Genomic DNA, 24352 nt, shown 5'->3' with positions numbered 1-24352 from the left:
TCCTCAATCACTTGGAACTAGGTTGATGATAGTTAATAGGTTCACTGGATAAGGAACCCCTATGTTTAAAAAAATGCTTGCCTCTGTCGGAATTGGCGGCGCGAGTGTCGATACTTTACTGGAAGATAATCGCTTGTTGCCGGGCCAAATGTTTAACGCGACAATCGTCGTTAAAGGCGGCAATGTGGCGCAGAGAATTTCGGGACTCGACTTGGCGTTAATGACTAAAGTTAAAGTGAGTACAGATAATGGCGATTATTTTAAAAATCATAAGCTTACAAGTTGGCGTTTAAGCGATTCTTTTGAGATCCAAGCTGGTGGAGTGCGCAACATTCCTTTCAGTAGTAAGTTGCATCCTGAAACGCCATTTACTCAGTTACCTGTGCGGAATAATCAGTGTCAAGTTTGGCTGCAAACAGGTGTAGATATTGATTCAGCGATTGACCCTAGCGACACCGATGTTTTGGTTGTCATGCCTACACCAGTCCTTGAACATGTTCTTAATGCTATGTTTAGTATGGGTTATGTACTTTATAAGGCCGATGTTGAGCAGGGATTCTTGAATACCCGTGCCTTTCGCTCAACCTCTGGATGTTATCAAGAATTTGAGTTTAAGCCGCGTAATCTAGGGTTAAATACGATACGTGAGATTGAAATCTCTGTGGTGTGCGAAGCCGAGCAAACCCATTTACTGCTTGAATTAGACAGGGCATTTCGTGGTGATGGCTATTTGTACTTTACGTTAGCCAATAACGCTAGCGCCAGCCAAGTGTTAGAAGTGTTCAAGGCGAATATACGCTAGTTAATCTTTTTCCATAAAAACGCCCTGAATTATCAGGGCGTTGATGTCACTACTTCGCGTTCGGAAGTGGGACGATTTCAAAGTTTTCATCAAATTTTACTAAGGTCGACGCTATCTTACCGAAGGCCGCTTTATCGCCTTCTAGTTTGGCCGTGCCGTTGGCAAGTAAGTCTTTGAGGGTCACTTTGCCGAGTAAAATCCCGGTAATGTCACGCTTATCAATATAAAGATTGGTATCGGCCTCTATTGGTTTATCAACCTTAATATTGCTTAAGTTACCGTTGCTTAACTCGACGTAGAGTGTTTCTTTAGTGTTGGGGTTAATCACATTAAGCCTTAACAGTCCAAGTTCAGCGGCCTTGATACTATCGACTTTGACGGCGAGAAAGTCGAACAGGGTCGAGATATCCATTTCACCTAAAATATCAGCCGAGGCCGATTTAGGGGCGCCGGGTTGGATGCCTGTGCGTAACTCTTGGGCGCCAGTAAGATAAATGTTGCGCCAGCCTGCACCCTCCGCTTGATAACCCAGTTGCTCATAGGTATCGGCAAGTAATTGTCTTGCTTTTTCGTTATCGGGTTCTGCCATGACCACTTTATTCAGTGCCGTTGCCACGAAACGGTATTCGCCTTGGGCATAGTCGGCTTTGGCGTGTTTAACCACGGCTTTAGCGCCGCCCATATACTCGACAAATTTCTTCGCTTCCTCCTTTGTCGGGAGCGGGTTTAAGTTGGCTGGATTCATATCGAAATAGCCTAAATACATGTTGTAGACGGCTTTGGCATTATGGCTGTAGGTGCCATGGTAACCATTGGTATACCAAGTATCACGCACCGCTTTAGGGATAGTGGTTTGAATCGCATCGCCAATATCTTGAATACCTACGCCATTATTAGCTAAACGCAGGGTTTGATTATGCACTAGACCATAGTTATCCCTTTGCATTCTGAGGTAAGCATTGACATCCGCATTGCCAAAGACAGGTGCTGAATGGGCCTCAAAAAGAACCTGCGCATCATCGCCAAAGCGTGTCAGCAATGCATTGATGTCTTTAGACCATTTGATGGCGTCACGGACTTTTGCACCGCGCAAGGTGTAAATGTTGTGCATGCCATGGTAGGTGAGTTCACCCGTCCACAGGGCTTTCATTGAGGGAATATAGGTGGCCATTTCCGAGGCGGCTTCTGTGCCTGAGGCATCCATAAACACCATTTCTACGCCATCAATAGTGCGTGTTTCCCACTTATCTTTGCTGTTGAGGGTGATATCAGGTTTTACGTAGGTCACTTCGCCTTTGGACAATCCTTTTGCGAGTGCTGCATCGACAATACCTTGATCGTTTCGCTCTAACGTTGCGCCGTATTGATAGGCAGCGCGGCGGCTCATGGCATTACCGGCGAGAACGTTTTCGTCGACAATTTCTTTGGTAATGTTATTTGAACCATAGACTTTGACCTTAGGGTACATATCTTTGATTGCACGGGAACCGCCAAAATGGTCCGCATGACTGTGGGAATAAATCATCGCCACCACAGGTAAGTCATTACCCTCAGGCAAGTTTTTTAGGGCAAATTTCAATGATAACTTTGCCGCTTCTTTGGTGAGCAGCACGTCATAAAGGATCCACCCCGTTTTACCGCGGATAAGGGTTAAGTTCGACAAGTCAGTGCCGCGAACTTGATAAATGCCATCTGTGACCTTGTATAAGCCGTTAGACACCATATTCAACTGGGCTTGGCGATAGAGTGAGGGGTTGACTGTGTCTGGGGTTTTTTCGCCGATAAAGCTGAATTCGGTGCGTAAAATGGCGGCTGTTGGTTCATCGAGTTCGGCGATGAGATTCTTAGAGAACTCTTCAAAGGCTTTTTTATCTGTGTAATTTAGAGTGGCTGCTGTGGCCTTGTTGACCTCAGTAGTTTGCTGGGTCACAGGCTTTCCCTGATAGTGCAGATTGATATGTTCATGCTCGTGTTCTGCCGCCGTAGCGCTGAGGGAGAACGTTGCGATAATACTCAATGTCATCAAAGATTTTTGCATAATTTTACCTACAGATAGGAGGGATAGTGTCGTTGATGGTTTGAGTATAGACAGCTTGTGTATTTAGATAACTCGCGTTAGCTTGGGTTGTAATATTCATATTGTGAATGAGTGGTTTCCTTTATGCCGACACAAAAGCCGTTAGATTTAAACTTATTGCGGGTGTTCATGGTGGTTTACCGTACTCGTTCATTCACCCAAGCGGCTGATGAACTGGATTTAACTCAGTCTTCAGTCAGTAATGCGATCAGCCGATTCAGGGTATGGGTCGGGGAGTCATTGTTTAATCGGGTTGGGCGAGGAATTGAGCCGACAGCGGTAGCGCGGGAAATGTACCGTAAGTTTGAGCAGCCGATGGCAGATATTGAAACCGTATTGCTAGGGTTTGAGCATTTTGACCCAAAGTGTAGCCAGCGGCGCTTTTATGTGTATGCCAATGAGTCGGTTATCGAAGCGCTACAAACCGGTGTGCAGGCGTTATTGCAGAATGCGGACATTGAAGTAATTTTCCGTGAATCACCACCTCAGGAGGCTGATTTATATCGCGATATCTTGCTTGAGCGGGTTGCGGTGGCGATAGACATTAAACCCGCGCAGCAAAGTTTGCTCTCGAGCAAGTTACTCTTCACTGAAACCTTAGTGTGTATCGTCAGTCGGCAGCATCCTCGGATTCAAGGCGCCATCACCCATGAGCAGTATTTTGAGGAGAAACATGTTTTTTTGAATATGCGGCGTTTTAATCTTACTGCGGGGGATTTGTTTACCGAAGGCGTGTTGCCAAGGCGCAGGATGTATAGTGAGCAGTCATCTTTATTGAGTATGTTTGCTACCGTAGGCAAAAGTGAGGCGATAGGTATAGCGCCTTTGCGGTACGCCAGTCAGTACGCCGAGATGTTCGGCATCCAAATTTTACCTATGCCACTGAAAACAAGACCCATTGATTTGTATATGGTGTGGAGCAGTAAATACACCCAAAACCCGAGTCATCAATGGCTGCGAAACTTATTGCTCGATGCCAGTGCGAGCACTGTCAATGAAAAAGCTCTGAATCTTGCTAGCAGCTAGGCTAGTGATTCAGAGCTTAGTGTCGGTATGTAACCTTGGTTTTGTCTCAGTGCTAAACGTTAGTTCGAAATTTGCTAGTCGAATGGGCGTTAATTACTGCCTTGCGAGTCTGTGGTTTTCACCAGGTTGCTCGAAGTCACTGCGATACGGGTTGATATCTAAACCACCGCGGCGCGTATAGCGGGCGTAAACGGTCAATTTAGTGCAATGACAGAAACGCTTCAAATCGACAAAAATCCGCTCGACACATTGCTCGTGGAACTCGTTATGTTGGCGGAAAGAAATCAAATAGCGCAGCAGTTTCTCGCGATCGATTTTAGGCCCTTGATAACGGATCATTACGCTGCCCCAGTCGGGTTGCGAAGTGATCAAACAGTTGGATTTCAGCAGGTTTGAATTAAGCGTTTCCGCGACCGTTTGCTTATCGTCCGTGCTGTTTTCCAAGTAATCAGGATTAAAACTATAGTCGCTGACTTCAATATCGAGATCGTCAATACACGTGCCTGGTAACTCGATAATACGCTGAATGCCAAAGCTTTTTGGTTCGATGATTTTAACGCTAATATCACCTTGAGCACATTGACTTAAGTCTGCTACTAAGGTCTTTTGCAGAGAATCTATGCTATCGAACTTGGTTTGATTAAAGCTATTGAGATACAGTTTGAACGATTTCGACTCAATCAGGTTCAGGCTTTCATAGCTTAAATGAAATTCAGCTATGGCCACCATAGGCTTACCTTTAGCATTTAACCAAGACAGCTCATAACCCGTCCAGATATCGGCACCATGAAACGGTAACGTCCCAGTGAGTGCAATAGCATTACGGTTTAGTGAGCGTGGAACCCCTTGCAGCAGCGACGCATCATACTCGGCTTGATAGTCTGTGGCTTTACCTAAAGTCAGGCCAACAAGCGCTTGCGCATCACTATAGGGATCGTGATTCTGTGTCATCAATACTGTTTCCATGTCAAAATAGGCGCACATTATACCTGAAATTGGATTGTGCTTAAGTGTCTTGTCTGCCTGCACTCGATAAATTTTTGCAAAACTATCATCAAGCTTACCTAACGAGTTTAGGTGAACTACCGCGTTATTACCCACAGGGTGAGCCTTCTGTGTGTATTCAAGGCGAATTTCATGCTGATCTTGATCAAGCCGTTTCTTGGCAGCCGGTTAAACGGGAAGTCGAAGGCAGTTTTGCCAATGTTGAGCATGCGCTTGAGTTGACTTTATGGCCAGAAATCAATCATTTTTACGGTCAGTATTTTTCTGCACCGTTATTGTTCGACTCAGAATGGGGCACGGGTGAGTTACTGCAAGTGTGGAATGAGGATGATTTTACCTGCCTGCAGCAAAACCTGATTGGTCATCTGATGATGAAGAAAAAGCTCAAGCAGCCACCGACGTGGTTTATCGGTTTGTTAGATGAGGGCGATAAAATGCTCACCATCAACAACAGTGATGGCAGCGTGTGGATTGAAATCCCTGGTGAAGTGCAATCAGAGCAATTGGCCTCGAGTTTGACTGCGTTTATCGAAGCAATATCGCCACGGATAGCACCGCCCGTTAAACATGAAGAACTGCCGATGCCCGCATTAGAACATCCGGGGATTTTTGCCAGCTTTAAACGTATGTGGCAAAACCTCTTCGGTAAACGCTAGTTGGCGGGAGCTTGACGCTATCTTGCGGCGAGCTCTCAGCCTTCTACCACGTTTAGCCAGAGTGTGAACGCTACTGAGTATGAGCGTGAACGCTCAACCTAAGCATGGCTTATCTTAGGTTGAGGTCTTTGGCGGGATAAAATGATGTTACTGATGATCCCAAGACAGATTCGATACTATGCGGCAAGGCTCGCAGCGAAAGTGGAACATATCCAATAAAGGTTCATCGAGTTTCCAATCATGACTGCCACAACGTGGACAAGGCCGCGCTTTTTCTGAGGCTAAATCTTGACCACCTACGCGGTATAAGTAGTAATAGGTCGGGATTTTAGTGAGATATTCGATACGGCCGCGTAAATCCCAACCTCTGCGAAATAAATCACTGTCTGGACTCGATAATTCCTCAAGTGCGGCAAATTCTGCTTTGGTGGCCGCCGCCATTTGTAACTCGTCACAGGCTTGCCATTCGCTCTGCCAACGGATAATGCGTTTGTGATCGCCATTAAAGGTTGCTGGGAGTCGATATAAAGGAATGGGCAATAGATTATCGCCGCTGCGCAGGGGCGAGCACATGTGTACAAAGCTGGTATACAGCAGTTGCCAGTTGGGTGTGTCGGTATTGCTGACCTCAGAATTAATGTCCTGACCGATAAACTTTTCCCGCGGCGCGAGTAGCTTAGCGTCGGTTAACTCTGCTAAGGCTTTTTTGACCCAAGGGCTGTGATATTTATGCGCTAAACTGCTTTTCTCTGGCATCAGTAAACGCACTCTAAACTCACCGTCATTAAAGGCGACCGCAAATTCTCGCCCTAAGATTTGGCCATTAGCTCGATAGGCTTCGAGGAGCTGATTAATGGCTTTTTCGGCGGCAGAGATAGTGGTGTCGGCGAAGCATTCGAAGCGCAGTTCAGTGACAAACATTAAGCGGTTTTTCCTTGGTTTTCTAATAAGTTGATGCGTTGTTTAAGTTCAAGCAGTTCGTTTTTTAATTGCATTATTTCTGCTTTTTGCTGCTCAGAATGACGTTCAAAATGCGTCTGTTGTATCTGCAGACGCTCGGCAAGCAGTGCAAGCGTCAAGGTATCGTTAGTTGCGGGAACGTCAGTTGTAGGGCTGATAGTTTGCAACTCAGCTAAACGCTCGCGATCCGCCTTAGGCATAGATTTAAATTGCTGTAAGCCCTGGATCAATATAGGTAAAGGTAGGCTACTACCTAAACGGGTTTTAATTAAGGCAAGGCTCGGTACTTTACCGCAGGCTTCGAGCGAACGCGCAGCCGCTAATACTTGGTCAAGTGGACTCATAATTAGCAAAATTCCTTAATTTGTTGAATGATTTAAACTAATCTCAAAAGGTCGTGTAAGTTTTTTCATTTAAAAACAGTGTGTTGTCATTTGGCATCTATTTTGCTTCTTCTCCTGCCTAAATCGCTTTTTTAAGCAAAAATAATAATCACACAGGATGTCACATGATTAACCATAAATTGAATAACAAACTTATCGCCATCACTTTTTTAGGGCTCGCAAGCTTAGGTCTTAGCGGCTGTGTGGTCAATGTCGGTGATGGCGAATCGGGTTGGGATAGCAGCGAATCTTGGGAAAAAGTGCAGGATAAAAACCGTACTAACTTAACCAAACTGAGTTTAGGGATGCCCAAAGACCAAGTGATGATCTTAATGGGCACCGCTGATTTTAGTGAAGCCTACATTCAACAAAGTACTCAACAAGGTGAATCGAATAAAGAAGTCTTAGTGTTGTTTTATCGTACCCAGCGCAATAATGGCGATGGAAAAACCACCAAGGACGAATGCACACCTATCGTGCTGAGCAACAATGCCTTAGTGGGTTGGGGTGAAACGGCTTACAGTAAAATTTAACCCGTGAGTTTTATAGCTTACGTAGCTGAGTATCGAGTTGCTCAATGGGCTCAGTCCAGAGGGCATCAGCTTCTAGGCCTTCGATGATAAAGCTCTTTTGAGCTGGGGTCCAAAAGGGCGCTTGGCTTAGATGGATGTGATGGTCGATATCATGGGTTGCAATAAATTGCGCTATGGCTTCATCGCTACTGTCTAAACCGAGTTGCTCGAATAAGTGGCTTAGGTCTACTGGAGTTGTATCCATCATTGTTTCCTTTTCAGTATAGTGCCTTCGTTTAGAGTAAGCGCCTGATTGAAAAATGCAATCTATGATTAAAATTTGCACTTTTCCGTTTCCTTGGTAAATTAATTGTTACTCATAAAAAGTGTGAGCTAAGTCAAGGAATACTAATAATGGACAATGAAACCTTGGAAGACTGCCGTGCAGTCTATTTGACAGCGGAAGACTTACGCATTGCCGCCTCTATCCTCTATAACGCTTACCATGATGACCCTTTTTTTGTCGATTCACTTTTTACCTCAGATAAAGCCGCTTACGAGCAAAAACTGCGCGCCGCGATCCGCGAAGAACTCAATACGTTATGGCAACAAAAACAAGCACTCATAGGTTTGTTCGACCATGAAAGATTGGTTGGTTTAGCCTGTGTGGTAACGCAAGAAGTGCCTTTGGGAGAAGGGCGTTACTGGCATTGGCGCTTAAAGATGTTGTTAGGTACGGGCTGGCAATCGACCCAAGCGTTGATGAAAAAAGAGTCCAGTATTGTCGAACTCTTACCCAGTAAGCACTGCGGTATTTTGCAGTTTATCGCCCTTGCACCGAACGAGCAGCATAAAGGACTCGGACATAAGTTAGTGCAAGCGGTAGTGAGTTGGTGTGATGAACAGCCGGATTTGGATGGTATTGGCGTGTTTGCCGCCCAGGAGAGCCATCTGCAGTTATTTACCCAGCATGATTTTGTCTCTTTAGGCGAGCTCAATATCGGCAGTGTCCATGGCCAGTTGTTATTCTATTCGGTTCAACAAGATGACTCACTCTTATAAACGGTTCGCCGATTTCTATCCTTTCTATTTATCCCAACACCAGCACCCGACTTGCCGGCAATTACACTTTGTTGGCAGTTGCTTAGTCCTGCTGCTGATTGGCATTGCCTTGGTTTCACAAGCCTGGTGGCTATGTTGGTTTATTCCGGTCGTTGGCTACGGTTTTGCGTGGGTGGGACACTTAGTATTCGAGAAGAATCGACCCGCGACATTTCAGTATCCCTTTTACAGTTTGATGGCTGATTGGGTGATGTTTGCTCAGATGATCAGCGGCTTTTTTAAGCGTTAAAAAAGCCGTCCGAGTGAGATGCCCATGCCCGTGTGAGAGATCGCTTACAAACGCTGTAGGACATAATGTTTTCTTTTTGATTGTTTTTTGTCCTGTTGCGTTTAATTTTAAACAGAATCATTTACTTATGTTTATTTAGTTTATGTTTGACCGTAATTTATTTTGTAGTCCGTTCTTTGAGCCGAACAAAAAAGTCATGGTTAACGTAGAATTCACTCATGGCCAAAGCAAATGGATAGCAAGGAAAGCGAAACAGGCCAAAGGGACGCAAGAAGCAACGAATTAAGATTTCAAGGTTGAAATCGCTGACGGTAGGAAAACTGTCATTCGCCTAGGATAGGCTAAGGAAAAGCAGGATTGCTTTTCAAGGATGATTAGAGACAGTGAGTCGTATCGTCAGGATGATGAATTTCAGGAAGAATACAGGACACGCTTAAGGATTAAGCATGAACTCGAGACAGGATGTGTCGAGACAAGGATAAAGTATAAGGGTGAACAGCTTGTACTACTCTATGGAAGACAAATTTTTGCAGGATGCAATAGGAAAAAGTCATAGGAAGTGACAGGCTCTGTAAAATGGATTTACAGGTCAAAGGACTGAGTGTTATCTCACGCAAGTTTGATACACAGGGACGAAAAGGGATTACAGGGACGACGCAGGACGCAAGCAGACGCATGGATGGTGCAGGGAGCACAAATCGAGCAGGACGGCTTACAAAGGATAAATGGGGCGCACTTTAGTTGCGCCCTTTTCTTTGGTTCATTTTCAGCATTAATCTTGCTTTGCCAAGCTATAACGCTATTCACATTGACTTTATCTTAACTCTGCTTAAAGACTTATCATCGTAAAGCATGTTTACCAGTCTTACTTCTCTTACTTCTCTTATTGCTTAATAATTTTTTTCTGGTTATGCGCCGAATGCTTGTCGAACTTTGAGCAATAGCGGTTTATGCATAAGTCCTCAGGGGAGACATCTAGCGTTTTGCTTACTTTTGATTCGAATTGCCATCCTCCGTGTAAGAGATCTCTTACAAGTATGTAAGTAATTTGTAGGTCAAAAGGGTGGTTATGTCTTGGGGTTGGTTATTATTTATATTTATATCAGTTAGTTAGTCTATTTTTTTATCAGTTAAACTCACTATTTTCGTTAACATTTTAAATAATCCGCAATGAGTACTTTCGTTGGTTGGCGTAGAATTCATCTTGTAGAAGGAATTACGGGCAACAGGATGTTGGCGATCAGGATGATCGAACAGTGACTAAGGAATGTGACTTAAGGAATGATAGGGATATAGGCCTTTCAGGATGAAAGAGAGCCAATACCAAGGAAGGGTGACTATCAAGGATTGATAGACCCATTGCATAGGATGGCAATGGCACATGGAGTGCAATTGAATGGATGCAATACCCGTTTCATGGATGATGATGGAACCGCTCAGGAAAGAGCAAGCTTGGGACTGGATGACCAAGAGATAGGGAAGTACATGAGTACAGGGACCTCAAGGATTGAGCAGGGATGAAGCAGGACGCAGATTGACGCATGGATGGTGCAGGGAGCACAAAAATAGCAGGATAGCTTAACAGAGAATAGGAGGGCGTGGCTTTAGGGCCGCGCCCTTTCTTTTTTATTTTTACAGCGAGTTATTTTGCAGCACCAGAGGATGACTGATTATTCTCTATTCTGGCGAACAGCTTATTTGGGCATCATAGTCGATAAAACTTAATGACACTTGCCTGAGCTACAGCCGCTTTGCGTACCACAACCGCCATATTTCCCCTGCGCTGTCGGCGCTTCTTGCCATTCGGGCTCTGGGAAGATAGGCCATTCTATTTTTTGAATTTTCTTACCTTGCATCCAAATATGGCCACTGTACTGGTTAATGCCGTCAGTGCTGAATTCAAATAAATATTTCGCTTTCCAACAAATCCCCGTGGTGCCGCCAATACTTGGGCGGGCGGTTTCCATTGCTATGGCTAACAGTTGCACTTTTTGTCGCCAACATTCTTTTTCGGCAAAAATGCGGCTCAACTCTGCCATTTGGCGTAACTGCCAAAAAAATGCGGCAATCACGACGAGGCCAATAATTAACAGTAAATCTGACATCATTTGCTTGCTGCCTTAAACAAACCACCTATGGCTTGTGATAGTTGAACGCTTCGATTGGGGTTTCTTAATTCGCCTAGTAGTTGATTGCGCAAACTAGGGATAGCCACAATATCAGCAAAGACCTGATTAAAAAAGGCTTGAGGCTGCAGTGCTAGGGCTTCTAAGTAAAGACTGCGACTTGAATCTTGTTTTAATATCGACCAGTTACGCCCGGCAATGCTGATGAGGGCATTGGTATCTAAAGAGGATTGGCCGTGTAGATGTTCGAACGCTTGTTGGCTGTGTTTGGCGCTAGAAGCCAAAGCCCGAAGGAAATAGGCTTGGTGTTCTGGGACTGCATCTTGAAGTTTTGCGAGAATTTTATCGGCGAGCGTGTCGCTAATCAGTAAGTGCTCAAGACACTGACATAGGGCGATTTGCACTTCGATGGCGGCAGTATCAAAACTCGATACTAAGTGCTGCTCATGATCAAATTCATTTGCGCGCGCACATACATCGGCTATGCCTTGCATCCCAATATGTTGCCATTGTGCTGGGGCTACTTGGCCTGACAGGTACTGCACGGCAAATTCGTATTGCGATGACGCGCGTTGGCCGAGTTGTTTACGAACGAGTGCGTTGAATACGGCGAGTTTTTCCTGGCTTGGCTTGAAGTTAAACGGATTATTCGCGAGTCGTTCTTGCTGCTCATCACTGAGTGGTTGAGTGGGATCTTGCCCTAATGCCGCTAATATCATTTCGATAAATTGTGAGCGCGGTGCAGGCGACAGTAATCCTTGCTCATCTAAGGCCAGTTTTAGAAACCAAATAAAGTGTTGCTGACTTGCATCCCAAAAGACGATAGCAAACTGCGCATGTCCTTGAATGGGGTAAGGATAAGGGGTTGCGAGAGATTCTATTTGGTGAAACGCGAGCATATCAATATGTTGCACCCTACGGCCAAGATCATACACTTGGAACTGGGTTTTGGCTGTGGTTAAAAACTGGCTTAAAGTTGTAATTTCAGTCATTTGGCTGCCATATCAATCAAAGAGGCTCAATAAATTGGCGCCATTATAGGGGGAAGTGCGTCTGGATGGTATGATTGCGGCACTTTAATCGACCTATTCGGCCTGTGGATTGTGGCAAGTTCCTCAATCACAATGGCTAACATGAGAATGGATCTGAAAGCTATGTTATACAGTCAAACCCAAGCTAAATTGGCTCAGATTGCCCAAGCGCTGCAAGCGGCCGAGTTGTGGTCTGAGCAGGCGCCTTCTGCCGCAGCAATGGCAAGCACAGCGCCTTTTGCCTGTGATCTTATGCCCCTTGAGCAGTGGTTGCAGTTTATTTTACTGCCTAGAATGCAGACTTTAATCGAAACGGGTGCGCCATTGCCGACGCAAATAGCGATAGCCCCTATGGCTGAACATGTTTGGCAGGATATGCCCCCGCGCCAAGCTCTGATTGGCGTATTGAATGAATTGGATATGTTGTTAAATGAATCAAGATGATATCTGGCTTGAAACGCCTGAAAATGCACGGAATGCATCCCAAGAGGATGACTCAGAAGAGCAGGCGCCTGAGATTGAAATTCTTTATGAAGATGATCACTTAGTGGCAATTCATAAACCTGCAGGCTTATTGGTCCACCGCAGTTATTTAGCGCGTCGGGAGCGATTTTTTGCCATGCAGCTGACCCGCGACTTAGTGGGCTGTCATGTCTTTCCGGTACATCGTCTCGACAGGCCGACATCTGGCGTGCTCTTGTTTGCCAAGAGCAGCGAAGTGGCTAATGCACTGTGTGAGCAATTTGCCTCCCATACGATTGAAAAACAATATTTGGCTTTAGTGCGCGGTAATATGCATGAGAGCGGTATTTTAGACTATGCGCTTAAGGTTGAGTTAGATGAATTAGGCGATAAGAATGCCGATCCTAACAAAGCCGCGCAAGAGGCTGTGACGGCTTATGAGCCATTACTCAATACTGAGATTCCGTATCCGTCAGGCCGATATCCCACTAGCCGATTTGCACTGGTACGTTTGAGCCCTAAAACGGGGCGTAAGCATCAGCTCAGAAGACATATGGCGCATCTACGTCATCCTATTGTCGGTGATACCACCCATGGTGACGGTAAGCAAAATGCGTTTTTCCGCGAGCATTTTGGCATTAATCGCCTGTGGCTTATCGCGAAAAAGCTCAGCTTCACCCATCCTGTCACTCAAGTTCGGCTCAGCATAGAAACCGAGCTCGAGCCTGAGTGGGAAACCGTGTTTGCCGAGCTAGGTTGGGACGAGGCGACCTTGAGTCAACAGGCTGAGCTGTTAATCGCCACGGATGAAATACCAGCTGGAAATGCGTAACTCATGAGCTTAACTCTGCCAAACTCAACTGAGACAATCTCGACATAATTGGCAGTCAGCCAAGTGAGTGGCATCAAAAGTCATTCGCTTGGCTTGGTTATTGACACGAAAGCAGTCGAATCAAAACTATCGAACCCATAACAGTCGAATCAACACTGTTCAATTAAAACGGTTCAATTAAAACTGTCCATTCAAAATGAGTCTGGGGTAATTAGTCGAGGCGTTGCGGTGTTTGTGCGGTTTGTGGACGTAATTCTTGCATCATGACGGCTAAGGTTGAGAATCCAGAGGTAGGCGCGAGTGGCGATGTGAGATTTTGCTGGGCGGAGTGGAAATAATTTTTACGTCGAATATGGGTTGTTTTGTGGTGTTGCTTGAGGTGTTTTTGGCGGGTGGACTGTCGCATCAGATATTTCCTCATGCTCAATGACTTGATTTATAAAAATTTTGCGCCTTAGCTTGCCCATCCGCTGAACAATAAAGTAAGGTCAGCCTAATAAGGTTTGCAACGCAATGTGGAGTGTATCATGAAAAAGGTGAATCTGGTGTTTGGCACTGTCTATGGAAGTGCACAATTTGCCGCCGAAACCCTAGAGAAAGAAATGCAAGTTTTAGGTTATGATGTAACATTGTGGCAACCAAATGACGTCGCCAGCTTTATTCCTCCGCAGGATGAATTGTTAGTCGTGGTGACTTCTACGACGGGCCAAGGGGACTTACCCGAAGATATTCAGCCTTGGTATCATAATCTTAAAAATCTTGCGCCCTATTTGCCTGAGCTTAGATACAGTGTGATCGCACTGGGTGATTCAAGTTATGAAACTTTCTGCGGCGCCGGTAGGGCTGTAGATGTGCTCTTGAGTGAGCTTGGCGCTAAACCACTTGTAGAATTATTAGAAATCGATGCCTGTGAAACCATGGAACCTGAGGTTGAAGCGATAAAATGGCTAGAACGCTGGAATCAAGTCGTCAAAACCGAGCTCGTCGCTTAGGCAGTTTCGTTACTCAGCAGTGGTTTAAATTTGCCCAGCGCTTAAGCCAAGCGCTGCTTATTCCTATTGCCATTTTACCCGCCGCAGGGGTCATGCTCGGCCTCACCGTTAGTCCTATTCCTTTTATGCCCGAAGAGCTGACAGTGTTGATGTTGGCGGTGGGCAAGCTCATTTTCGCCATCATGCCGATGTTATTTGCCGTGGCGGTCGCTATTGGCTTTTGCCGCGATCAAGGCATTGCCGCCTTTACGGCGGTGTTTGGTTATGGGGTGATGACGGCGACATTAGCCGCACTGGCCGATTTGTATCGACTCCCAACCCAGCCTTTATTGGGGATGGATACCTTAGATACGGGGATTGCGGGTGGCATGATGCTCGGCGGTATTACATGTCTTGCGGTGCGCTGGAGTCAATATATACGTTTGCCTGCGATTTTCTCCTTCTTTGAGGGACGCCGCAGTGCATCTTTGCTGATCATTCCCTTAGCGATGGGCTTAGGTTATGTACTCGCCCATGTGTGGCCACCTTTAGCGCTATTGATTGAGCGGGTATCTGACTGGGCGGTTTATCAAAAACCGGCCATTGCTTTTGGCGTGTATGGCGCATTAGAGCGATTACTTATTCCCCTTGGGTTGCACCATATTTGGAATGCGCCTTTTTACTTAGAAGTGGGCCAATATCAGTTATTAGGACATGAAGTCGTCCGTGGTGAGGTGGCACGTTATTTAGCGGGCGATCCGCAGGCGGGAAACCTTGCCGGTGGTTATCTGATTAAAATGTGGGGATTACCTGCGGCGGCACTGGCAATGTGGCGCTGCGCCGATCCTTCTGAGCGCAATCGCGTGGCGGGCATTATGCTCTCGGCGGGGGCGGCCAGTTGGTTAACTGGGGTGACTGAACCTATCGAATTTGCCTTTATGTTTGTGGCCCCGATCCTATTTATTATTCATGCCTTACTCACTGGGCTCGCTTATTTTGTCTGTATCATGCTCGATATTCACCACAGCATAGTGTTCTCCCAAGGGCTGGTGGACTTTACGTTGTTATTTCCATTGTCCCGTAATGCCAGCTGGTTTATTTTCCTCGGGCCTTTGACCGCCATCATATATTACCTGTTGTTTAGGTTGAGTATTTTAGCCTTTAATTTGAAAACGCCCGGCAGGCTTGAGCATAATGATAATAAAGGACCTAAAGAAAGTTTACGGGCGATTATTGCGGCGCTTGGTGGGCGTGACAATATCGTTGAACTCAATGCCTGTTTAACTCGGTTACGCTTGAGCGTACATAAGCCTGAGTTAGTCAATAAGGTGCGTTTGAGTCAGTTAGGTGCTAAGGGTGTGATCGTTATGGGCAAAGGTGTGCAGGTGGTTTATGGCACTAAGGCCGAAACCCTGCGTAAAGTATTGCAGCGTTACTTAGATACTCGCCGCTAGGATTGTATTTTTACAAAATTAACTGCTTAATTTTTACATTTTATTGATTCAAGCCTCTGAAATGTCATTTTTATTTTCGCATTATAGGATTTTCATGCTGTTCAGCACGATTTGCTATGGCAAACTCGATGTAGGGACAATATAGGAGATCCAACTTTGCAACAAATGACTGAAACTCGCGGTAATACTTCGCCATCCATAGAACGTAAAATCTTACTGACGGATTGCGCCGATGCCCAAGGCCTCATCGCCAAAATCACCAGTGTTTGTTTTACCCATAAACTGAACATCATTAAAAACAGTGAGTTTGTGGATAATGCCCAAGGGCGTTTCTTTATGCGAACTGAGTTAGAGGGCATTTTTAACAGCGAACAGTTATTGCAGGATCTACGCGACGTGCTGCCTGCTAAGAATCACATGACCTTGGTCAGCGCTGGCAAGAAACGCATTGTGGTGTTAGTGACGAAAGAAGCGCACTGTTTAGGCGATCTATTGATGAAAGCCTATTACGGTGGTTTAAGTGTCGAGATTGCCGCTGTGGTAGGCAACCATGATGCGCTTCGCGAACTGGCCGAAAAGTTTAACATTCCCTTTCATCTGGTGAGTCACGAAGGCTTAGACCGAATTCAACACGAGCAAGCACTGTTGGCTGCGGTATCTCAATACGAACCCGATTATTTAGTCTTGGCTAAGTACATGCGGGTATTAACGCCTGATTTTGTGGCGCAATATCCTAATCGCATCATCAACATTCACCATTCTTTCTTACCTGCTTTTATTGGCGCAGCACCCTATCGTCAGGCTTGGGAGCGCGGGGTGAAAATTATCGGTGCGACGGCGCATTTTGTGAATAATTGCCTCGATGAGGGGCCGATTATCAAGCAAGACGTTATTCCCGTCGATCACAGTTATAGCGCCTTAGAAATGGCGCGTGCAGGGCGCGACGTTGAAAAGAGTGTGCTGAGCAAAGCGCTGCAGTTAGTGCTTAACGAGCAAGTGGTCGTGTACGGCAATAAAACGATCGTCTTCTAAAGCGTAGGCAGTCGCGCTAAGGTAATGACAAGCGTAGCGATAACATGACATTCAGCTAAGCCTATTTTAACCCGCGTATGTCATGGGATCAGCTATCATTATGTTTATTGGAGATTTTATAGTGCTCACATTCGGGCGAATATCACGCTAAAGCGTGTCGCCCATGCTCTAATCAAAGACTGGAGTGCTGGATGTCAACTAGTCAAAGCCTTATCGTTGGAATGAAAGACTTGCCCGATAGTTTGAATTTATCTTGGGCACAGCTTGATGAGCAATTTCGCGTGCTACGGATGAGCCAAGCCTTTTACCGGCGTTGTAAACGTTCGGCGGCGCAAATCATTAATCAACCCATCAGCCAATTGTTTAGTGCCTTTAATGCCGAGTTGTGCGCCGATATTGTAAGGCGTCGTGGGCAAGAGCTCGGTTTTCAACTCCAAGATCATCGGGGTATACGTGTGCATCTTGCGCTGCATTCTTTGCCTGAGACGGGATGGTATTTGATTCTATCTGACATTAATTTTGAAGATCCGCAGATGAAAGAGTTGCATTCGGATTATCGTCGAGCGATTCAAGCGAGCGATGCTTGGCTGCAACACATTGAAGATGTGATTAAATCCTCCCAAGAAGAAGTGTTCAAAGTCGCAGTTGCTAAGGCGATGTCGCTCACTGGTAGTCGTTATGGCTTTATTCTGCTGCATAACGAAAAATCAAAAACACTCACGCTCGCGGCACGTTCAGACTATCCTCCCGCCGAGGTGAATCAAGCCGATTTCATCGAAGATAATACCCAAGTGTCTGAACTTGAAAGCCGCATATGGCTCGAATGCGTACGAGATTATAAGCCGATCATACAAAATCAAACCGACTCCCAAAGACGCTTATGGGATTTGCCCTTCGATAAACTGTTACTTGCGGGGCGTTACTTGGCGGTGCCGATTTTGTTTCGCAGCCGCTTGGTCGGCATAGTGTGCGTGGTTGACCGTAACGAGCCCTATAGTCGTAATGATGCGAGATCATTACTGACTTTTGCCAGCATTTTATGGCACAGCATTGAACTGCCACGCACATTGCGCGCTGTTTCTCGCCAGTCCAAAATCATTAAATCCCAAAAAGAGCAGTTATCTCAGTCGTTAACCCAGCTTATTAGTGCTATTTCTGAGGCATTAGAACTAAAAGATGCCTATACCGCAGGGCATCAAAAGTCGGTGGCGCAATTAAGTTATTTGATTGGTGAGAAATTAGGCTTAGATCCCCAGCGCCTAGAAGGGCTTAAAATTGGTGCCTTAGTCCATGATATCGGCAAGTTGGCCATTCCATCGCAGATCTTGACCAAACCTTCGAAGCTTTCAAAAGAAGAATACGCATTAATACAGACCCATCCACTCCATGGCGCTGAAATTATTGAGGATGTGGAGTTTCCATGGCCCATCAAAGAGATGATTTTACAGCATCATGAGCGGCTCGATGGCTCAGGCTATCCTGAGGGGTTAAAGGATAAAGCCATTCTCTATGAGGCAAAAATTATTGCGGTAGCCGATGTTGCCGATTCAATATTATCCCACAGGCCCTATCGTCCATCCTTAGGGCTGGAGAAAATGACCGAAGTGCTGCGTGCGGGCAAAGGGACTCTGTTTGATCCTGAGATAGTCGAGACCTGTTTAGCGATTTTGATTAATCGTGAGCTGAGTATTAGCGATCATATTGGTGCCGCGCCCCTTGAACCTCTCGTCACGATTTCCCTCGACCATGAGTTAGCCGACGTTAAGCGTTTGCTTACTGCTGCTCGCGCTAAGGTGGCTGTGGTATTAGATGAGCAACATAAGATAATTGGCGTGATCACTCATCAATTGCTGGAGCATTGGTTTAGTCCATTACTTGGCACAGCGGCTGAGCGTGAGCAGGATAGGGCATCTTTACATAAAAAAGCCCATCAGATCATGCAGCATTCGGTGCCTATTATTAGTGAGGTGGCCACATCGGAAGATGCCTTATTGCAGTTGAATCTTTTGGACTCAGAATATCTTGTGGTAGTGAACAAAGCGCAGCAGCCATTGGGGATTATCGGCTGGCGGGCTATTGCCATGACGAGAAATGCATTTCGTGAAGTTGAGCGCTTGATTTAAGTGCCTTATTAAACACTTTATTTTTAATCCTGATAATAACAGCGCAACTATAGGCTAAATTTTACCGACAATAAAAAAGATGCCCTCGGGCATCTTTTTTATGGAACTCATGTTATCGAACGAATACTGTTAATCAACAATACGCAGTAATTCGTTGATACCCACTTTACCGCGGGTTTTTGCATCCACTTTCTTAACGATAATGGCGGCATATAGGCTGTACTTGCCACAGGCAGAGGGCAGATTGCCAGAAACGACAACGGAACCTGCTGGTACACGACCGTAATGCACTTCGCCAGTTTCGCGATCATAAATTCGAGTGCTTTGACCGATATACACGCCCATAGAAATCACTGAGCCTTCTTCAACCACAACGCCTTCAACAATCTCAGAACGCGCACCGATAAAGCAGTTATCTTCGATGATGGTTGGGCCCGCTTGTAATGGCTCAAGTACGCCACCAATACCTACACCGCCAGATAAATGCACATTTTTACCGATTTGTGCACATGAGCCAACGGTCGCCCAAGTGTCAACCATAGTGCCTTCATCAACATAAGCACCTAAGTTCACATAAGATGGCATCAACACGGTATTTTTACCGATGAATGAGCCTTTACGCACAGTAGCCGAAGGCACCACGCGAATGGCTTCCGCTTTGAAGCGAGCTTCATCATATTCGGCAAATTTTAACGGCACTTTGTCGAAGTATTTGGTTTCGGCGCCATCGATAACCACGTTATCGAAAATACGGAAGGACAGTAATACCGCCTTTTTCAGCCACTGGTGTACATGCCATTGTCCGTCGATTTTCTCGGCGACACGGACTTCACCTTTGTCGAGCATATTGATGACATTTTGCACATCGTCACGCACGCTGGCGTCAACTGTGCTTGGCGTGATGTCGGCGCGAGCTTCAAAAGCCGCCTCAATACGTTGGCGTAAAGCCTCCATTTACTTCTCCCACTGGTCTCGTTAATTAACTGATTCGATATTCTTTGCACTCAAGGCACTGATTAAAGCGTCCCTGAGGGTATTTTCCTGGGTTTCATTAAGCTGCAGGCCATCGTTGGTTTGCAGCATAAAAAAGTCTTCGGCTCGTTCACCAATGGTGGTGATCTTGGCCGCGAGTAACGTCGTGTTGCAACGGTAAAAGATATCCCCGACTTTTGCCAGTAATCCTGGCGAATCTAAGGCGATAAGCTCCATCATACTTGTACCATGACGACTGCTTTCGAGGAAACTCACTTGTGTCGGAACATTAAAAGGTTTCATCTTGCGCGACAGTTTTCTAAAGCGTGGCAGTTTTGGACTGTCGCTCGACAGGGCTTTTTCAAGCGCCTTACGGATACTTTGAATACGTGACAGCTGGCTAACGGGCGCGCCATCTTGCTCTAAGATCACAAAGGTATCGAGGGCATAATTATCTTTTGACGTCATGATGTTGGCATCATGGACGTTGATATTTTTATTGTCGAGTACCGCCATCACAGTTGCGAACAATTTAGGTCTGTCTTGGCAATAGACAAATAACTCAGTGCCACCACGAGTCGTGTGTTTGGACACTAAGACTAAGGGCTCATCCTGTTGTTTATGCTTTAAAATCGCTTCGGCGTGCCACGCGACTTGATTGGGCTGGTGGCGTAAAAAGTAATCTGCCTTAAAACGTTGCCACAGGGTATCGAGATCTTTCTCTTTCAGTCCACGGCGCAGCAGTTCTTTTTTCGCCTTAGCTTGGTATTCACGTACTCTGGCACGAATGTCGACGGGTTTTTCTTTACCACGGGCGAGCACCCTTTGGGTCGAAAAGTACAAGTCGCGCAGCAGTGAGCCTTTCCAGTTGTTCCAGGTTTTTTCGTTGGTGGCGCAGATATCGGCGACGGTTAAGCAGTACAGATAGCTTAAATGCACGGCATCGCGGACTTTATTGGCAAAATCGGCCACCACATCGGGATCGGAAATATCTCGGCGCTGAGCAGTAACAGACATCACCAGATGATTCTCAACTAGCCAAGCGACTAGACGACCATCGTGATCGTTTAACCCGTGTAGCTTACAAAAGGCGAGGGCGTCGGCGCCGCCAAGTTTACTGTGATCGCCACCGCGGCCTTTGGCGATATCGTGGAAGATAGCGCCTAATACCAGTAAGCCCTTTTTCGGCAGTTGGTTGATGAGAATCGAGCCTAGGGGAAATTCTTCTTTTTGTTCGGCTTGAGAAAAACGCTCGATATTGAGCAGCAATCTGTGGGTATGTTCATCGACAGTGTAGGCGTGGAACAGGTCAAACTGCATCTGACCTTCAATATTTCGCCATGCGGGTAAATAGGCCGATAACACGCCGTGTTTGTGCATTAAAGACAAGGCAACAATGCCGCGAGGATGGCGCAAAATTTCCATAAAGGCTTGGCGGCAAAGCGGGTTTTCTTGCAAGGCTTGCGGCTGGGCGCGTCTTGCACGGCGCAGCGAACGCAGTGTTGGCGCGTAAATGCCTTTGATGTTGGAGTTTTTAGCGACCAACAAAAACAGCCGCACAATTTCTTCGCCGCTATCGAACAGATCATCACTTAGCGCTTCGATAAAAGTGCCACGGCGCTGGTAGTGTTTGTCTATCGATTGAATTTCTAAGGCTTTTGTGTGCCCCAGTGTTGCACGCTTAAAGAGCTGCAACAGCATTTCGTTCAGCTCCATCACTCGGCGCACCGTGCGATAGTAGTGCTTCATCATCTGCTCAACGGCAAGCTGGGTGGCGTCTTCATAACCCATAAGCTCGGCAACTTGGCGTTGTACATCGAAGAGTAAGCGATTTTCATCGCGACCGACCACCATGTGCAGGGCAAAGCGTAGCTTCCATAAAAAGTGCTGACATTCGAGCAGCTCTTCTAATTCACCAGGCTCTAAAAAGTCGTATTGGACTAATTCTTCGAGGCGAGCGGCGCCAAAGTGACGCATGGCCACCCAAGCAATGGTTTGAATATCCCTAAGGCCACCGGGACAACTCTTGATATTGGGTTCTAAATCGAAGGCACTGGCTCTGGCATGGCGGGCATTTTGTTCGTCACGCTTAGCGATAAAGAAGTCGCTTGAGGTCCAAAAGTCACTCTGACGAATGGCATCGTAAAGTTGGTCGAATAAAAACTCGGGCCCTTCGAGCAGTCGTGCCTCTAACAGGTTAGTGGCTATGGTGATGTCTTCACGGCCGAGAGTAATAGTGTCGTTTAACGTACGGACACTGTGGCCGATTTCGAGATTAGCATCCCACAGAAAGGCAATAAACTGACTGAGTGCCGCTTCTGCGGCGGGTGACAATATATCATTAAACAGGAACAGTAAGTCGACATCTGAGTGGGGATGCAGCTCCCCACGGCCATAGCCGCCTACGGCAATCAGGGAAATATCAAATTCCCTTAGACCGTGCTGTTCCCAAGCTTGCTTTACAAGGGCATCGACAAATTGACAGCGCTGCGTGACTAGCTCTTCAATCGGGGTTTTAGCCTTGAAACTGGCTAAAAGAGTCTGATTCTGTTCGATTAATGATTGTTTAGCGAGCAGAGCTATATTCATCGAGTCCCTTGTTTTTATTTTTGTTGGTTTGGCCTATCGCTCGTGATTGATGATGCGTGGGAAATCTTCATCCTCACGCAGGGTCAGTACTTCAACCCCTTTTTCAGTCACAAGTAGGGTATGTTCCCACTGGGCAGAATTTTTACCATCGGAGGTGGTAACCGTCCACTTATCATCGCGATCGAGTATGGTCGTGTGGCGACCGGCATTGATCATAGGTTCAATAGTGAAACACATGCCTGGGCGTAATACTGTATTATCGCCGTTGCGGTAATGCATGACCTGAGGTTCCTCATGGAAACCCGAGCCAATACCGTGGCCACAATAATCTTGCACGATGGAATATTTCTCAAGGCCTGTTTTGCTTGCTTTGATGAATTTTTCGATAGTATTGCCAATTTCACCCAGTTTTAGGCCCGGACGCACCTTACGAATGGCCAAATACAGGCTTTCTTGAGCGATGCGGCACAGACGTTTGTCTTTCGCGCTCACTTCACCGATTAAAAACATCTGCGAGGTATCGCCGTGATAACCGTCTTTAATCACTGTGATGTCGATATTGAGGATATCGCCTTCTTTCAATGGTGGGTTGTCGTTTGGAATACCGTGACAAATTACATGGTTTACAGAAGTGCAAATGGACTTAGGAAAACCATGATAGTTAAGCGGCGCCGAAATCGCACCTTGCTCTTCGGTATATTTGGCGCAGAGGTCATTGAGTTCATTGGTGGTCACGCCCGGCTTAACATGCGGAGCGATCATTTCTAATACCTGTGCGGCAAGTTTGCCCGCAGCACGCATTTTTTCAATTTCTTCAGCTGTCTTGATGACTATACTCATTGCGTTTTCTCTTGTGTCTTTAATGTCTGTTGGCCACGCAACCTAATGCAAAAATTTGTGCTTTAGGGCTATTTATGGTATAAAGCGCGCCGTTATGTTTAAGTCTTGATGAATTGTCCAAGCCAGCTTTTGCTCTGCTTAGATACTTGCAAGACTAAAGATGGCGGCCATTATACATGGCTATTTGTCTAAATACTAAATCACACACGTGTCGACACATTCTTCGGGGTGCCCTCAGTTATCAATTGCGGGGTCGAAGACATGGGATGCGTGGAGGTCTAACCCCCTAAATTTTAAGGTAATAGAAATGACTACAGTTTCAATGCGCGATATGCTTCAGGCCGGTGTCCACTTCGGTCACCAAACCCGTTACTGGAACCCAAAAATGAAGCCATTCATTTTCGGTGCTCGCAACGGTGTTCACATCATCAACCTTGAGCATACAGTGCCAATGTTCAATGAAGCGCTGGCTTTCATCAGCAACGTAGCTTCAAAGAAAGGTAAAGTATTATTCGTTGGTACTAAACGTGCTGCTGGCGAAGCGATCAAAGAATCTGCTCTGTCTTGTGATCAGTTTTATGTTGATCACCGCTGGTTAGGCGGTATGTTGACTAACTGGAAAACTGTTCGTCAGTCAATCAAACGTCTGAAAGAACTAGAAAGCCAATCAGTTGACGGTACTTTCGACAAGCTGACCAAGAAAGAAGCGCTGATGCGTACTCGTGAGCTTGAAAAGCTGGAAAAATCTTTAGGTGGTATTAAAAACATGGGCGGCCTGCCAGACGTATTATTCGTCATCGGTGCTGACCATGAGCATATCGCTATTAAAGAAGCTAACAACCTGGGTATCCCTGTTGTTGCAGTTGTTGATACTAACTCTGCGCCAGATGGTGTTAACTACATCGTTCCTGGTAACGACGACGCTATGCGTGCTATCCGCCTGTACACTTCTTCTGTTGCTGCTGCTGCAAAAGCTGGCCGTGGTCAAGATTTGGCTGTTCAAGCTGAGCAAGACGGTTTCGTAGAAGCCGAATAATAATAAGGCGCGATGATTATCATCACCCTTATTAACCAAGATTTTTGATTGGTTAACAGGGGCCATTCGGCCCCTGTTTTATATCTGCAAATTAGTCGATTTTTTATAGAGG

General features: G+C 46.0%; 24 protein-coding genes. 13 read left to right on the top strand and 11 right to left on the bottom strand.

The window, feature by feature from the left end; translation table 11 throughout:
• Positions 1–61: 61 nt before the first annotated feature.
• Positions 62–802 carry a sporulation protein gene (locus tag OX890_RS15990; protein WP_268649557.1) on the top strand — a complete coding sequence of 247 codons (741 nt, stop codon included), beginning with the start codon at positions 62–64 and terminating at the stop codon, positions 800–802.
• A gap of 49 nt (positions 803–851) precedes the next feature.
• Here OX890_RS15990 and OX890_RS15985 read toward each other — a convergent pair whose 3' ends face one another.
• On the bottom strand, positions 852–2840 hold the full coding sequence (locus OX890_RS15985) for an alkyl/aryl-sulfatase (protein WP_268649556.1): 1989 nt from the start codon (positions 2838–2840) through the stop codon (positions 852–854).
• Between the two features lie 123 nt (positions 2841–2963).
• Between OX890_RS15985 and OX890_RS15980 the strand changes: the two genes are divergently transcribed.
• The gene (locus tag OX890_RS15980; protein WP_268649555.1) at positions 2964–3905 is read left to right on the top strand and encodes a LysR family transcriptional regulator; all 942 of its coding nucleotides are present in this window, start codon (positions 2964–2966) and stop codon (positions 3903–3905) included.
• Positions 3906–3998: 93 nt separating this feature from the next.
• Here the strand turns inward: OX890_RS15980 and queF are convergent, their stop codons facing one another.
• The gene (gene queF / locus OX890_RS15975) at positions 3999–4856 is read right to left on the bottom strand and encodes an NADPH-dependent 7-cyano-7-deazaguanine reductase QueF (protein ID WP_268649554.1); all 858 of its coding nucleotides are present in this window, start codon (positions 4854–4856) and stop codon (positions 3999–4001) included.
• 59 nt (positions 4857–4915) lie between these two features.
• On the opposite strand from queF, the gene syd reads away from it, so the two are divergent.
• Positions 4916–5566 carry a SecY-interacting protein gene (syd, locus tag OX890_RS15970; protein WP_268649553.1) on the top strand — a complete coding sequence of 217 codons (651 nt, stop codon included), beginning with the start codon at positions 4916–4918 and terminating at the stop codon, positions 5564–5566.
• Between the two features lie 147 nt (positions 5567–5713).
• On the opposite strand, the gene OX890_RS15965 is transcribed toward syd, so the two are convergent.
• A complete protein-coding gene (locus OX890_RS15965) occupies positions 5714–6487 on the bottom strand; it encodes a Zn-ribbon-containing protein (RefSeq protein WP_268649552.1) in 774 nt (257 codons plus the stop codon).
• A complete protein-coding gene (locus tag OX890_RS15960; protein ID WP_268649551.1) occupies positions 6487–6870 on the bottom strand; it encodes a hypothetical protein in 384 nt (127 codons plus the stop codon). Before OX890_RS15960 ends, OX890_RS15965 begins: the two co-directional genes overlap by 1 nt.
• Before the next feature lie 164 nt (positions 6871–7034).
• Between OX890_RS15960 and OX890_RS15955 the strand changes: the two genes are divergently transcribed.
• Positions 7035–7442, top strand: coding sequence for a DUF3192 domain-containing protein (locus tag OX890_RS15955; protein WP_268649550.1), 408 nt, complete (start codon positions 7035–7037; stop codon positions 7440–7442).
• A 10-nt stretch (positions 7443–7452) separates the two neighbouring features.
• Here OX890_RS15955 and OX890_RS15950 read toward each other — a convergent pair whose 3' ends face one another.
• The gene (locus tag OX890_RS15950) at positions 7453–7686 is read right to left on the bottom strand and encodes a DUF2789 domain-containing protein (protein WP_012588139.1); all 234 of its coding nucleotides are present in this window, start codon (positions 7684–7686) and stop codon (positions 7453–7455) included.
• Positions 7687–7835: 149 nt separating this feature from the next.
• Between OX890_RS15950 and OX890_RS15945 the strand changes: the two genes are divergently transcribed.
• Both OX890_RS15945 and OX890_RS15940 read left to right on the top strand, forming a co-directional pair.
• Complete coding sequence (locus OX890_RS15945) at positions 7836–8483, top strand: GNAT family N-acetyltransferase (RefSeq protein ID WP_259482144.1); 648 nt, start codon at positions 7836–7838, stop codon at positions 8481–8483.
• The gene (locus tag OX890_RS15940) at positions 8467–8772 is read left to right on the top strand and encodes a DUF962 domain-containing protein (protein WP_063883247.1); all 306 of its coding nucleotides are present in this window, start codon (positions 8467–8469) and stop codon (positions 8770–8772) included. The genes OX890_RS15945 and OX890_RS15940 overlap by 17 nt, the downstream gene beginning before the upstream one ends.
• A gap of 1721 nt (positions 8773–10493) precedes the next feature.
• On the opposite strand, the gene OX890_RS15935 is transcribed toward OX890_RS15940, so the two are convergent.
• On the bottom strand, positions 10494–10880 hold the full coding sequence (locus tag OX890_RS15935; RefSeq protein ID WP_268649549.1) for a DUF3301 domain-containing protein: 387 nt from the start codon (positions 10878–10880) through the stop codon (positions 10494–10496).
• On the bottom strand, positions 10877–11890 hold the full coding sequence (locus tag OX890_RS15930) for a DUF3549 family protein (protein ID WP_268649548.1): 1014 nt from the start codon (positions 11888–11890) through the stop codon (positions 10877–10879). The genes OX890_RS15935 and OX890_RS15930 overlap by 4 nt, the downstream gene beginning before the upstream one ends.
• Positions 11891–12052: 162 nt before the next feature.
• Between OX890_RS15930 and OX890_RS15925 the strand changes: the two genes are divergently transcribed.
• Complete coding sequence (locus tag OX890_RS15925; protein ID WP_107402275.1) at positions 12053–12373, top strand: YqcC family protein; 321 nt, start codon at positions 12053–12055, stop codon at positions 12371–12373.
• Positions 12360–13223, top strand: a complete 864-nt coding sequence (truC, locus tag OX890_RS15920) for a tRNA pseudouridine(65) synthase TruC (protein WP_268649547.1) — start codon at positions 12360–12362, stop codon at positions 13221–13223. The genes OX890_RS15925 and truC overlap by 14 nt, the downstream gene beginning before the upstream one ends.
• A gap of 211 nt (positions 13224–13434) precedes the next feature.
• Here the strand turns inward: truC and OX890_RS15915 are convergent, their stop codons facing one another.
• On the bottom strand, positions 13435–13629 hold the full coding sequence (locus tag OX890_RS15915; protein WP_006080971.1) for a hypothetical protein: 195 nt from the start codon (positions 13627–13629) through the stop codon (positions 13435–13437).
• 121 nt (positions 13630–13750) lie between these two features.
• Between OX890_RS15915 and OX890_RS15910 the strand changes: the two genes are divergently transcribed.
• The 4 genes from OX890_RS15910 to OX890_RS15895 all read left to right on the top strand — a co-directional run bounded on the left by OX890_RS15910 (position 13751) and on the right by OX890_RS15895 (position 18803).
• Positions 13751–14215 carry a flavodoxin gene (locus OX890_RS15910; RefSeq protein WP_006085241.1) on the top strand — a complete coding sequence of 155 codons (465 nt, stop codon included), beginning with the start codon at positions 13751–13753 and terminating at the stop codon, positions 14213–14215.
• Positions 14167–15648 carry a PTS transporter subunit EIIC gene (locus tag OX890_RS15905; RefSeq protein WP_126492391.1) on the top strand — a complete coding sequence of 494 codons (1482 nt, stop codon included), beginning with the start codon at positions 14167–14169 and terminating at the stop codon, positions 15646–15648. Before OX890_RS15910 ends, OX890_RS15905 begins: the two co-directional genes overlap by 49 nt.
• A gap of 165 nt (positions 15649–15813) precedes the next feature.
• Positions 15814–16680, top strand: coding sequence for a formyltetrahydrofolate deformylase (gene purU / locus OX890_RS15900; protein WP_012088721.1), 867 nt, complete (start codon positions 15814–15816; stop codon positions 16678–16680).
• Between the two features lie 191 nt (positions 16681–16871).
• On the top strand, positions 16872–18803 hold the full coding sequence (locus OX890_RS15895; protein WP_268649546.1) for an HD domain-containing phosphohydrolase: 1932 nt from the start codon (positions 16872–16874) through the stop codon (positions 18801–18803).
• 129 nt (positions 18804–18932) lie between these two features.
• Here the strand turns inward: OX890_RS15895 and dapD are convergent, their stop codons facing one another.
• From dapD to map, 3 genes are read right to left on the bottom strand one after another with little or no spacing between them, the layout of a single operon-like run.
• A complete protein-coding gene (dapD, locus tag OX890_RS15890; RefSeq protein WP_006080976.1) occupies positions 18933–19757 on the bottom strand; it encodes a 2,3,4,5-tetrahydropyridine-2,6-dicarboxylate N-succinyltransferase in 825 nt (274 codons plus the stop codon).
• A 21-nt stretch (positions 19758–19778) separates the two neighbouring features.
• Entirely contained in the window at positions 19779–22364 is a 2586-nt protein-coding gene (gene glnD / locus OX890_RS15885; protein ID WP_268649545.1) for a bifunctional uridylyltransferase/uridylyl-removing protein GlnD, read from the bottom strand.
• Positions 22365–22397: 33 nt separating this feature from the next.
• A complete protein-coding gene (gene map / locus OX890_RS15880; protein WP_227257044.1) occupies positions 22398–23228 on the bottom strand; it encodes a type I methionyl aminopeptidase in 831 nt (276 codons plus the stop codon).
• A 283-nt stretch (positions 23229–23511) separates the two neighbouring features.
• On the opposite strand from map, the gene rpsB reads away from it, so the two are divergent.
• The gene (gene rpsB / locus OX890_RS15875; RefSeq protein ID WP_006080979.1) at positions 23512–24240 is read left to right on the top strand and encodes a 30S ribosomal protein S2; all 729 of its coding nucleotides are present in this window, start codon (positions 23512–23514) and stop codon (positions 24238–24240) included.
• Positions 24241–24352 lie beyond the last annotated feature (112 nt).

The organism is Shewanella sp. DAU305 (genome assembly GCF_026802235.1).
Lineage (GTDB): Bacteria > Pseudomonadota > Gammaproteobacteria > Enterobacterales > Shewanellaceae > Shewanella > Shewanella baltica.
The sequence above is the reverse complement of the archived record's forward strand: the minus strand, read 5'-3'. Positions and strand labels throughout refer to the sequence as shown.